This is a genomic window from Nostoc punctiforme PCC 73102, assembly GCF_000020025.1.
Classification (GTDB): Bacteria; Cyanobacteriota; Cyanobacteriia; order Cyanobacteriales; family Nostocaceae; genus Nostoc; species Nostoc punctiforme.
On record NC_010628.1, the window covers coordinates 160,246 to 172,253 of the forward strand.

The following is a 12,008-nucleotide window of genomic DNA, read 5'->3' on the forward strand; positions in this document are numbered from 1 at the left end:
TGGATGCAGCGCAGCGTATGCTGAAAGAGCACTTGCTGCCTTATATCTCTTGAGCACCTGGTGACAAGTAACCTCTGCATCACAACTAATCATTAAGTGAAAATACTCCTTTGGATTTATAAATTTATAGAAGGAGCTAGTTGCCAAACCCTTGAATAATCTCTGATAACTTCCCGAGCCTGAGCATAAATAAATATTGTAGCTTTTTGGACAGCAATCTTTGCGGCATGCATCTCGGCGACGTTGAAACTCACCCTCTTCACTATGATATTCTTTGGCTAAATATGCCATTTCTCTAGTAACATAGTGCTTATTAATTAAGTGAAAATTGCAACCTAATAACATTATCAAAATTGCAAGGTTGCCTGCTATTCTCTTTCTATATCTTCAAAGTTAGTGAAAACTTGATATGAATAAATAGTTACATGGGATACGTTACACAATGCTCCCCAAATAATTTTTAACTCTTTAAATTCTGGTGTAACAATTTTCTTCAAAATTGCATTCGAAAAATAAATTGTTTCTCCAGCTATCCACTTCGAGATAAGACTATCGCTTTTTCGTATAGAAGCGAACTTTGCAATCATTAAAGCTTCATAGACTGATCGTAATAAAGCTAAACCTGAGCCGTGTAAACCGTCTAAAGTTAGTATTAGGCTTGAGTAAAGAGCAATTTTATTTTTATTACTGCTGAAAATATGCTATTTTGCGTGAAAATTTGCTTAAGCCTAAATCACTCAGCAAGAATTTCTAGTGAAAAACTGATTTGGTTGGCGAACAAACCAGGATAATAAAGCATAATTAACCTTTATAGCTAAAAGCTGTCAGCCATCAGCCACAAGCTGAGATGGTAAAGTTTGAAGGCTTGTGATTCAACTTCAGTAATTGACTATGAGTACAGCAAATATCTTGTCAGCGATACGTATAGGAGTACTAGGTTTCGGTGGACTCGGACAAGCCGCCGCCAAAGTACTTGCTGCTAAACAGGAAATGGTTTTAGTCGCAGCAGCAGATCAAAAAGGTTACGCTTACGCTGCTGAAGGTTTAAATACTCAAGAATGCATTGCAATCTACCAGTCCCAAGGTTCGGTAGGTTATTTAGAGCCAGTTGGTACGTTAACAAATCAAAGTGTTCACGATTTAATCGAAATAGCTCAACCTGTGGATGGGTATTTTCTGGCTTTACCTAACCTACCAAATGATTTTATACCCTCTGTAGCCAAGGAATTTATCAAATCTGGTTGGCGTGGAGTGCTAGTGGATGCAATTAAGCGCACCACTGCTGTAGAACAATTACTGGCGATGAAAGAAGAACTGCAAGCAGCCGGAATTACATACATGACAGGCTGCGGTGCTACACCTGGACTGTTAACCGCCGCTGCCGCATTAGCAGCCCAAAGCTACGCCGAAATTCATCAAGTCGAAATCACCTTTGGGGTTGGAATTGCTAACTGGGAAGCTTACCGCGCCACTGTTCGGGAAGATATTGGCCATATCCCTGGTTACACAGTGGAAACTGCTAGAGCCATGACTGACGCGGAAGTAGAAGCGTTATTAGATAAAACTAATGGCGTGCTTACCTTGATAAATATGGAACACGCTGATGATGTGATGCTAGAGGTAGCGGGAATTTGCGATCGCGATCGCGTTACTGTTGGTGGTGTAGTCGATACTCGCAATCCTAAAAAGCCCCTCAGCACCAACGTTAAGGTAACAGGACGCACCTTTGAAGGTAAGATTTCCACCCATACCTTTACTCTGGGAGATGAAACCAGTATGGCAGCTAATGTCTGCGGCCCTGCCTTCGGTTATCTTAAAGCTGGTAAGCAATTGCACCAACGCGGCATCTATGGAATATTCACTGCTGCTGAAATTATGCCCCAATTTGTTAGGTAATAGTTAGGAGCCATTCCATTTTGGATCTTGAATTTTGGATTGTTGATTGAAGGAGAAACCTCAAATCTAAAATCCCAAACTGGCGGAGTTAGGAGTTAAAAGCCTAAACTTTAGACTTAAAAATCTCTGGCTTTGTTAAGAACTTGCAGTTTAAAACTCTTAACTCCTCCCTTTTTCTAGACTGGTGGAATTTCTGAAGAAAAAATGTCTGTGAAATTCTCTTCGAGCAGCAAATCTGGCGTTTGTATAATAAATGGTAGTTCGGCTCCTACAAGTCCTCGTTGGATGCGTTCTAAAGTATCATTAAAAACAACAAACAGAGGATATATAGTATTAGCTCCCTCACTTAAAATATGACTGTGACGGAGAGGCATCAACCACTCATAATCATTGTCTAGTAAAACTTGGGTTTGTCGCCAACGTCCTAACAGATCAGAAAAGTCTTCGTTAGCACGATGAATAAAGACTAAAATTTCAGCTCCAGTTTTGATTTTCCACTCTGGATCGCACATCAAAATTGCCACATCACAGGGTAAGCAAATCGTTTGTGAGGTTGTTGTCACAGTATTACGAAGGCGGACAATTGGCAAGGGAATAGTAATGACGCTTTCATCTGGACGGCGCAAACTGGGAATCATCTCTAGGTATGGACGATATTGCTTTAGTAAGGCGATCGCAGCTAGATGATTGCTGTACTCCGCCAAACTCGCTTCGTAGTGAGATTTTTGCACAGTCATAGTTTCTTAAATAGTTAGGAATTAGAAATAAAATTAAGTAGTTAAGAGTTAAAGCTGAGGATTCAGAAATAAAAAGTTTAAACTCCTAACTCCTAAATCCTAACTCTTAATTGTTAATCCCCTATCCTAGCTTTTCAAAAACCTTAAACATAGGCAAATACATTGCTAGCAAAATGGTTCCAACCATCCCCCCTAGAACTACAATCATCACCGGTTCCAAAATACTAGTCATTGCTTTGACTGCCTGCTCGACTTCATCTTCATAGAAATCGGCAACCTTCATCAACATTGCGTCTAATTCTCCAGTTTCTTCTCCGATACTAATCATTTGAATTGCCATAGCCGGAAAAACACTATCTCTTTGTAAAGCAAGGCTAATCATACCTCCTTGTTGAATCTCCATACGAGCTGCGTCTATGGCATTGGCAATTACCTGATTTCCTGATGTATCTCTGACAATTTCTAAGCAAGTTAAAATTGGCACACCTGAACGAGTCAAAGAACCAAAAGTCCGGCTAAAGCGGGCAACCGAAGACTTTTGAATTAAGTCACCAAACAACGGCATTTTGAGGGAAAGACGATCAATTGTTATGCGGCCAACAGGAGTTTTACCGTATTGTGTAAAGGCAATTTTTCCTCCTACAATAACAGCGAGAAGCACGAAAACCTTCGGACTTCTCAAAAATAAACTAGTATCCATCAAAAATTGCGTTAGAGGTGGTAATTCAGTTCCAATTTCTGTAAAAATCTTCGCAAAAACCGGAATCAGAAAAATGGTCATCCCGAGAAAGATAGAAACTGCTATAAAACCCACAACGGTTGGATAAGACAATGCTGATTTAATTTGGTTTTGTAGACGAGCAACATCCTCTAACAACTTAGCTAAACGATTTAATACTTCGTCTAGAACACCACCAACTTCACCAGCTTGAATCATACTCACATATAATCCATCAAAACAGTCAGGGTGCTTTCGCATTGACTCTGAAAGATTCATTCCGCTTTGAACATCGTTGCTAATCTCAATCAGGGCTTGTTTCAGTTTAGTATTACTACACTGTTCGGAAAGTACCCCTAAACTTCTAACTATCGCAACTCCCGCATTCATCAAAACGGCAAATTGACGCGAAAAAACGGCTTTGTCTTTCACAGAAACCTTAACTAAGGAATTCTGGAATTTTTTTAAGGCAATATCTGGCTGAAATCCTTGAGATTGCTTGAGTTCTTGGATTACAAAACCTTGATCTCTCAGATTAGTACGAGCTTGTACTAAGGATTCGGCAACAATTTTTTCTGTTCGGGATTTTCCTTGAGAATCCCGAACACGGGCAACAAAGGTTGGCATAAATAAATTCAAAATAGTTGTTATTCATTGGGCATGAGACATAAGGGAAAGACTTACTACAACTTCATTTTTAGTTCCTCATCTCCCTCATTTCCCCAGTTCCTTTAATGTGCTTTGGCAGCCGCACCAGGCTTCGCACCTGCGGCGGCTTGTGGTGTAGAATTACCAATCAGACGTTGGATTTCATCAGGCTTAGAAGTCTTAGACATCGCTGCTTCAAAGGAAATCGTTCCTGCTTTGTAAAAATCAGCTAAAACCTTCTCCAGAGTTTGCATCCCCAATTTGCCGCCAGTTTGAATAGCTGAGTAAATTTGAGATGTTTTGCCTTCTCGAATCAAGTTGGAAATAGCAGGAGTGACAACCAGAATTTCTTGAGCCATCACCCGACCATATTCACCAGGTTTAGGGTTTTTCTTGGACACCAAAGTTTGACTAAATACCGCTACTAACGAGTTAGATAACTGCACCCGGACTTGGGTTTGTCTTTCATGGGGGAAAACGTCGATAATCCGGTCAACTGTTTGGGCGGCGGAACTGGTGTGTAGCGTGCCAAATACTAAGTGTCCTGTTTCTGCTGCGGAAATCGCCAAAGAAATCGTTTCCAAATCGCGCATTTCTCCCACTAGAACAATATCTGGATCTTCCCGCAAAGCTGCTTTCAAAGCGTTAGCAAAGCTCTTAGTATCTTCACCCAGTTGTCGTTGGTGAACCAAGCTTTTAATGGGTTCGTAGACAAATTCAATTGGGTCTTCCACCGTTAAAATATGCTCTGCCTTAGTGCGGTTAATCAAGTCGATCATTGCCGCTAGGGTAGTTGTCTTACCGGAACCTGTAGGGCCTGTCACCAGAATTAATCCTCTGGGCTTATCTGTCATTTCCCGTACAATATCTGGCAGACCTAACTTTTCAAAGTTAGGAATCTTAGAACTTAATGCCCGTAAGCAAGCAGCATAAGAACCACGTTCTTTATAGACATTGACCCGAAAACGTGCCAAACCCTTAACACCATAAGAACAATCCAATTCCCAGTTCTGCTCTAAGGTTTTACGTTGGGTGTTGTTGAGCATACTAAAAATCAGCCTTTGACATTGATCGGCTGTCAATACATGCTCACCGATGGGAGTGAGTTTGCCACTGATACGGAAGTAGGGAGGTAAACCTGCGGATAAATGCATATCCGAGCCACCCATTTCAATCAACTGCTCCATCAAGTCTTCAATCATCATTTCCATAGTTCTGCTTCCTTTTAATGTTTATTATTTGTCCTTTGTCATTTGTCCTTTGTCATTTGTTTAAAGTTACTAAGCATCAACTAGTGACTAATGACCAATGACTATTAGTTTTAAAACCGAGATGTCATACAGTATGGACAATCCAGCCATTCTTGTTTCAATGTGGCATCGCAACTCCGGCAGGTAAGACCAGTCTTGCGTTTGGCTTTTAACTCGGCTTCCAAACCAGTATCAGTAAACGTCACTCGTTCTACTTCTTCTAAAGTGGTAGAACCTTCACGCACTAAGTCCAAACTATAAGCCAGCAAGGTTTTCATACCCTCTTCTATTGCCACTTCCTTGATGCGTTCTGTGGGTGCATCTTCGTTGATGAGAGTTTGCAGGTTTTCGGTGACTCGCATGACTTCATAAACGCCACAACGTCCTTTGTAGCCGACACCATTACATTTTGAGCAAAGCTGATTTTTGCCTTTGGCTTCGGCGATCGCATCTAATGTCAAGGTGTTAGCCTTATAGAACGTGACTCCGACATCTGAGGAAGCTGATAGACCATAACGACCTAGTTCCTCGGTTGTGGGAGTGTAAGGAACACGACATTCAGAACATACACGCCGTACCAAACGTTGAGCTAAAACGCCAATTAGGGAACTAGAAACCATGAAAGGCTCAATCCCCATTTCTCCCAAACGAGCGATCGCTCCTGGGGCATCATTGGTATGTAAGGTAGTTAATACTAAGTGGCCGGTCAAGGCAGCCTCAATCGCTGTTTTTGCCGTTTCCTTATCCCGCGTTTCACCTACCAGCAGCACATCTGGATCTTGCCTCAAGAAAGCCCGTAGAGCGGTAGCAAAATCCAGCCCTTTTTCCCGAATCACCTGTACTTGAGTAATCCCTGGAAGACTGTACTCAATTGGGTCTTCCACAGTACTGATATTAATTCCGGGATCGTTCTTTTCTGATAGTGCAGAATACAGCGAGGTTGTTTTCCCAGAACCAGTTGGCCCAGTTACTAAAATTAGACCAAAGGGGCGGCTAACCATATCCTGGACAATATGTAAAGTATCTGGATCGGTAATTAACTTATCTAATCCCAGTTGGGTGGAGGAGTTATCCAAAATCCGCAGCACCACCTTTTCCCCGTAGCGACTGGGTAAGGTATTCACACGGAAGTCAACTTTGCGTCCTTCAAACAGCCGACGGATGCGTCCATCTTGGGGTAAACGGCGTTCAGCAATGTCTAGATTGGAGATGATTTTAAATCGGGCTGTCACCGCTGGGATGATTTTTTTCGGTAGGGGATCAAAAGCTTCACGCAGTACCCCATCCTTCCGAAAGCGAATGCGTAAGTTTTCTTCTTGCGGTTCGATATGAATGTCAGAAACACCCTCATGCAAGGCTTTAGCCAGGATTCTGTTGACTAGGTTAATGACTGGGGCATCCTCTGCACCCTTCATTGCTGCCCCTAGATCAGCCTCCATTTCTTCAGGAGCATCTGCAAGATCGAGATTTCCGAGGTTTTCTAAATCCTGATTAATATCTGTAAACTTTTCTTGTTCCAGGTGTTTTTGCCGAACAGCCATTTCATCCAGATATTGGTTGATTAGCTGCTGGTAGTCTTCCTGTGTGATCACCATGCGCTGTAATGCGAGCCCTTGGGGACGCAAGATGCGGTTCAGGTCATCGGAAGCTTCTAGATTATCTGGAGCGACCATCGCCACTAAAACTGAGGGCGGGGTTTGGTCTTCGTGTTTCGATAGTGGTACTAAACGATGGCGACGGCAGATATCCACTGGGATGAGGGTTTCAATCAGGTTCCCCATCATCGTGTTGCCAATGGAGTTGACTTCCGGATCTAGAAATTCAACACCGTATAGTATTTTAAGTTCAAATAGCTGCTGTTTTTTGTATTGCCTGAGCAACTCAGGTGATAGTTGTTGCCCAGTGATTGACTCTAGTACTTCCGTTAAGGGTCGGCCAGATTTGCGGCTTTCAATTAGTGCTTGCCTCATCTGTTCGGTATTGACATAGCCAGATTGCACTAGCTTGTTGCCAAAGGGCGAAAACTCTGTTCTGGTAGTTAGAGCGGTACTGCGCCGTTGTGGTGACGAGTAAGTCATAAATGAGCGAATGAGTAGGGGAACCTCTGCTTAAAGTATTCCCAGCCTGTGAGATAGAATTCTCATTTCCCAAAAAAGTCCTGAGTCAAGTCGCTTGCTTCGCCAAACGAGTACGCTCCAAATTCAAAATGACGCTCTCTACAAGACGCTAAAAGCTAGGGTGTTGACTTTGGGTGTTTTGAGATGATATTTCTTCATACATAATATATGTCTCAAAATCTCCCCAAAAAATTGGTGGTTAATGAAAGAATTAAAAAGTTCGTCCAGCCGATTAGTTCGTCTGTTTAAACAAAGTCGAGAGAATTGGAAAGAAACAGCACTTGAAAGACAACAAAAGTTAAGAGCGCTAGAAATAAAAATTAGGGATTTATCGCTTTCACGGGAGAATTGGAAAAAGCGTGCCATGAAAGCAGAAAAAGAATTACGTATTATAAGCACCAACTCAGCTGATGCACAAAAAAAGGGGAAGAAGTTTCCGAAAAAATAGAGACACTGAAAGCTGTTGGGCATCATTACAACATTCAAATAATACAAAAAGCAGTACAACAAACAGTTGATTCTGGAAGTAGCTTACGAGGAGTTGAGAAAAACCTGAAGTTTGACGCATCAGAGTCGGAAATTTCTACTCCGCATTTTAGTAGTGTAAGGAATTGGTTAGGACGAATTGGGTTGTACGAGCTTCAAAGAATAAAAGAATATCGAACTGATTGGGTTTTTATTATTGACCTAACATTTTGGTAAATACAAACATTTTTCTTCTAGATGTCCTTTCAAACAGATAGGTCAGATGATTCTAAATATTTCTTTATCTACTATGAATTTTACTGGTCTGATGGTTAAGGAGGCATTAGAAACTGTTCGCTATCTTGACCTTAAGGCTTGGTCATCTCAAGTTTTTGGTCAGTCCACACTCTCAAAAAGAAAAATTGTATTTTCGACCTCAATTGACGACACAGTAATTGTATGAAGTTTTTTTAGCAATTTCCCTACAAAGTCAACACCCTAGCTAAAAGCGTAGCTTGCAACTCTTACAGAGTAAGCGGACGGGTTAATGCTGCGCTAATAAAATTAAAGACACTGCCCCCTGCCACTCTTCCAAATTACTTACTCCTAGAGGTAGACTAATCGTTCGGGTTCCCGCCTTAATAGTGCCTACGCGAACGTGTTCACCATTTGTCACAATAAGAAAACGGTTACATCACTTCCAGAAACTTGTTGGCAAAAAAATCAGCCTCAGTTGCAAGTCGTGGATGACGACGGTTGCAAGCAATGGAGATACACTGCCATAAATAGCAAGCATCTGGAATGAGTAGACAATGATGGATGAAAATAAACAGATAAACAATACTAGCCAGCAATTGGGTGAACCAACAGAGGTAAAGCAAGCAATGAAGAGTGACTCTCCAGCCCAAATTAATTTCAATGAATCTGGTAGCGAGGTGACAGAGCAAGTGTCAGCCCAAACTAATGTATCGGGAGATGCAGCTACTTTCAATCCAGAAACTGGTGTTGCTGCAACCGAGAACACTGGAGTGGAAACGGCAGCTTTGGCAGAACTGACTCAACAAATTGAGTCTCTCAAAACGCAACTAGAAGAACGTAGTACTCAATATATGCGGATTGCTGCTGATTTTGAGAATTACCGGAAACGTACTAGCAAAGAAAAAGAAGAGCTAGAGACGCTGATGAAGCGGAACACGATTCTAGAATTGCTGCCAGTGGTCGATAATTTTGAGCGGGCGCGATCGCACCTCAAACCTCAATCTGATGGCGAAATGACCATGCACAAAAGTTACCAAGGCGTTTACAAACAATTAGTAGATAGCCTGAAGCGGTTGGGTGTGTCACCAATGCGTCCTGAAGGCCAAGAATTTGATCCTAACCTGCACGAAGCAGTAATGCGGGAACCTACGGATGAACATCCTGAAGGAACAGTGTTAGAAGAGTTAGTGCGCGGATATTACTTGGGCGAACGTGTGCTACGCCATGCAATGGTCAAAGTAGCTGCTCCAAAGGAAGATACACCTTCTACGGAGGAAGATCAGTCGAGTCCAGCCAACAGTTAAGCTGTAGTCGCTCGTCTCGCTGACTAAAAGTGCCTGGGTTCTAGCAAGGACGAGCATCGCGTACCTAAAACTTGGACAAGGCTTTGGATAACTCTCTGTGTTTCAACTTCCTCTTGCTACCAGCAAAATGGGTTCCACAGACGTTATCCGCTAGCCTTAGTTCGGAGGTAAAAAGTTATTCCGCGACAGATTACAGCAGAAAGACTCAGTAAAATTACTGGCGACTATGGGAAAAGTTATTGGAATCGACTTAGGCACTACTAACAGTTGCGTCGCAGTTTTGGAGGGCGGTCAACCACTGGTGATCTCCAATTCTGAAGGTGGACGAACTACTCCAAGTATTGTGGGATTTGGCAAGAGTGGCGATCGCTTGGTTGGTCAATTGGCAAAGCGCCAAGCCGTAACCAATGCCGAAAACACAATTTACAGTATTAAACGATTTATCGGGCGGCGTTGGGAAGACACTGACACAGAACGCGAACGTGTACCCTACAACTGTGTCAAAGGTCGAGACGATACCGTTGATGTCCAAATTCGCTCAAAAAACTACACACCACAAGAACTATCCGCCATGATCCTGCAAAAGCTGAAGCAGGATGCGGAAAACTTTTTGGGTGAAGAAGTCACTCAGGCAGTGATCACCGTACCTGCATATTTTACAGATGCTCAAAGACAAGCTACTAAAGATGCTGGCACAATTGCCGGATTAGAAGTTCTGCGAATCATCAATGAACCAACAGCTGCGGCTTTAGCTTTTGGATTGGAAAAGCAAGACCAAGAGCAACTAATTTTAGTATTTGACTTAGGAGGCGGTACTTTTGACGTATCGATCCTGCAACTTGGGGATGGCGTTTTTGAAGTTAAGGCTACTTGTGGTAATAACCACTTAGGTGGAGACGACTTTGATAATGCGATCGTGCGTTGGCTGATGGAACGCTTCCAGCAACAAGAGAAAATCGACCTTTCCCAAGATAAGATGGCACTGCAACGCCTACGGGAAGCAGCAGAAAAGGCCAAAATTGAACTCTCCAGCATGGTGAATACTTCCGTCAATCTGCCGTTCATCACATCTGATGAGACCGGCCCAAAGCATCTAGAAATGGAGTTCAGCCGCTCTAAATTTGAGGAACTGGCAGGGAAATTAATTGAAGGTACTATCGAACCAATGATCCAAGCACTCAAAGATGCGGATCTGAAACCATCAGCCATAGATCGGATTATTTTAGTAGGTGGTTCTACCCGAATTCCCGCAGTCCAAAACGCGCTGATTAAGTTTTTCAATGGCAAAGCTCCCGATCGCTCTATCAACCCTGACGAAGCGGTAGCATTGGGAGCAGCTATCCAAGCAGGGGTCTTGGGTGGGGAAGTCGATAATCTTTTATTGTTGGATGTCACCCCCCTGTCTCTGGGAATTGAAACCTTGGGTGAAGTATTCACCAAGATTATTGAACGCAACACCACAATTCCTACTAGTAAGTCACAAATTTTTTCCACAGCAGTTGATGGACAAACCTCGGTAGAAATTCACATTCTCCAAGGTGAACGGGCAATGTCACGGGATAACAAGAGTCTTGGCAAGTTTCTTCTAGCAGGCATTCCCCCATCGCCCCGTGGTGTGCCGCAAATTGAAGTATCTTTTGAAATTGATGTCAACGGTATCTTGAAGGTTTCTGCCCAAGACAAAGGCACAGGTAGAGAACAGAGTATCAGGATTACCAATACAGGTGGCTTGAGTACTAACGAAGTCGAACGGATGCGCCAAGAGGCCGAACTGTTTTCTGAAGAAGATAGAAGACGTAAAGAACTGGTTGAACTCAAAAACCAAGCAGATAATCTGTTGTTCAGTTACGAATCTACCATCAAGGATAATAGCAACTTTATCGGCGAGCAGATGAAGACTTTGGCTAGTGAAAAAGTTTCACAACTCCAAGCTGCAATGATTGACTCCAGCATCTCGACTGTGGAATTTAAGCAGCGCTTAGACGAGTTCCAACAAACACTGTTTGCAATTGGTGCTGATGTCTATAACCGAGCTAACAGCCAAACAGATGAGATTGAGGAGGCTTCAGCTAGTCTTTTTACCCCAGAAGTAGACTCACCAATGAACGGTACACTAATACCACAATTCAACTTTGATTTTGACGAAGAAAGTACCGCACAGGTTGATTATGAGGCGATAGATTAGGGATTGGGTAATGGGTAATGGGTAAAAAGGGGACAAGGTGACTTGAGTGAGAACTTACAACAAATCTTTCTCCTTGTCCCCAATTATCCTTGTCCCCTCTTCCCAATTCCCAATATCCTAAGTTGCAGATTTTTATTAAGACATTTTAATATATCTAATATTGATTGTAGGTTTAGCAAAGTTTCACAAGACCCCTGGGGTTTGCTAGATTGTAGAAGCAAATTACTGCTAGGCAAGTATCCCGATTCAGATGCGATCCAAAGCATAAGGGTGGTTTTCCACACCCAATGGTGCGGCTAGCACCTCTGGTTAATGGGCGGGGTTTTCCTCTCCTACGTAGCACAATTGTAAAAGAGACAACCGACTCGGCAGTGATGAAGTCTGAGCAGCGGCTTCCCCTGATCGTAACTTCTATAGCTTTTGTCGTCTC

General features: G+C 42.7%; 9 protein-coding genes. 5 read left to right on the forward strand and 4 right to left on the reverse strand.

Translation table 11 applies throughout. The features are described 5' to 3' along the window. The first annotated feature begins 891 nt into the window (after positions 1 to 891). Positions 892 to 1,896 carry a (S)-8-amino-7-oxononanoate synthase BioU gene (bioU, locus tag NPUN_RS00600; protein WP_012406944.1) on the forward strand — a complete coding sequence of 335 codons (1,005 nt, stop codon included), beginning with the start codon at positions 892 to 894 and terminating at the stop codon, positions 1,894 to 1,896. Positions 1,897 to 2,072: 176 nt separating this feature from the next. Here bioU and NPUN_RS00605 read toward each other — a convergent pair whose 3' ends face one another. From NPUN_RS00605 to NPUN_RS00620, 4 genes are all read right to left on the reverse strand, one after another. Further along, on the reverse strand, positions 2,073 to 2,633 hold the full coding sequence (locus NPUN_RS00605; protein ID WP_012406945.1) for a hypothetical protein: 561 nt from the start codon (positions 2,631 to 2,633) through the stop codon (positions 2,073 to 2,075). A gap of 121 nt (positions 2,634 to 2,754) precedes the next feature. Beyond that, positions 2,755 to 3,978 carry a type II secretion system F family protein gene (locus tag NPUN_RS00610; protein WP_012406946.1) on the reverse strand — a complete coding sequence of 408 codons (1,224 nt, stop codon included), beginning with the start codon at positions 3,976 to 3,978 and terminating at the stop codon, positions 2,755 to 2,757. Between the two features lie 104 nt (positions 3,979 to 4,082). Further along, entirely contained in the window at positions 4,083 to 5,210 is a 1,128-nt protein-coding gene (locus NPUN_RS00615; RefSeq protein ID WP_012406947.1) for a type IV pilus twitching motility protein PilT, read from the reverse strand. 110 nt (positions 5,211 to 5,320) lie between these two features. After that, positions 5,321 to 7,327 (reverse strand): GspE/PulE family protein, encoded by a 2,007-nt coding sequence (locus NPUN_RS00620; RefSeq protein WP_012406948.1) that lies wholly within the window; start codon positions 7,325 to 7,327, stop codon positions 5,321 to 5,323. Between the two features lie 241 nt (positions 7,328 to 7,568). On the opposite strand from NPUN_RS00620, the gene NPUN_RS00625 reads away from it, so the two are divergent. From NPUN_RS00625 to dnaK, 4 genes are all read left to right on the forward strand, one after another. Further along, a complete protein-coding gene (locus NPUN_RS00625; protein ID WP_012406949.1) occupies positions 7,569 to 7,814 on the forward strand; it encodes a hypothetical protein in 246 nt (81 codons plus the stop codon). A gap of 327 nt (positions 7,815 to 8,141) precedes the next feature. Further along, positions 8,142 to 8,294, forward strand: a complete 153-nt coding sequence (locus NPUN_RS42890; protein ID WP_234711023.1) for a hypothetical protein — start codon at positions 8,142 to 8,144, stop codon at positions 8,292 to 8,294. A gap of 349 nt (positions 8,295 to 8,643) precedes the next feature. Continuing rightward, complete coding sequence (gene grpE / locus NPUN_RS00635; protein ID WP_041565100.1) at positions 8,644 to 9,393, forward strand: nucleotide exchange factor GrpE; 750 nt, start codon at positions 8,644 to 8,646, stop codon at positions 9,391 to 9,393. A 226-nt stretch (positions 9,394 to 9,619) separates the two neighbouring features. Further along, positions 9,620 to 11,578, forward strand: coding sequence for a molecular chaperone DnaK (gene dnaK, locus NPUN_RS00640; RefSeq protein ID WP_012406951.1), 1,959 nt, complete (start codon positions 9,620 to 9,622; stop codon positions 11,576 to 11,578). Positions 11,579 to 12,008: the final 430 nt, after the last annotated feature.

Coding starts and splice junctions, on each gene's coding strand:
- bioU (WP_012406944.1), top strand. CDS start 892: ATGAGTACAGCAAATATCTTGTCAGCGATACGTATAGGAGTACTAGGT.
- dnaK (WP_012406951.1), top strand. CDS start 9,620: ATGGGAAAAGTTATTGGAATCGACTTAGGCACTACTAACAGTTGCGTC.
- NPUN_RS42890 (WP_234711023.1), top strand. CDS start 8,142: ATGAATTTTACTGGTCTGATGGTTAAGGAGGCATTAGAAACTGTTCGC.
- NPUN_RS00605 (WP_012406945.1), bottom strand. CDS start 2,633: ATGACTGTGCAAAAATCTCACTACGAAGCGAGTTTGGCGGAGTACAGC.
- NPUN_RS00625 (WP_012406949.1), top strand. CDS start 7,569: ATGAAAGAATTAAAAAGTTCGTCCAGCCGATTAGTTCGTCTGTTTAAA.
- NPUN_RS00610 (WP_012406946.1), bottom strand. CDS start 3,978: ATGCCAACCTTTGTTGCCCGTGTTCGGGATTCTCAAGGAAAATCCCGA.
- NPUN_RS00620 (WP_012406948.1), bottom strand. CDS start 7,327: ATGACTTACTCGTCACCACAACGGCGCAGTACCGCTCTAACTACCAGA.
- grpE (WP_041565100.1), top strand. CDS start 8,644: ATGATGGATGAAAATAAACAGATAAACAATACTAGCCAGCAATTGGGT.
- NPUN_RS00615 (WP_012406947.1), bottom strand. CDS start 5,210: ATGGAAATGATGATTGAAGACTTGATGGAGCAGTTGATTGAAATGGGT.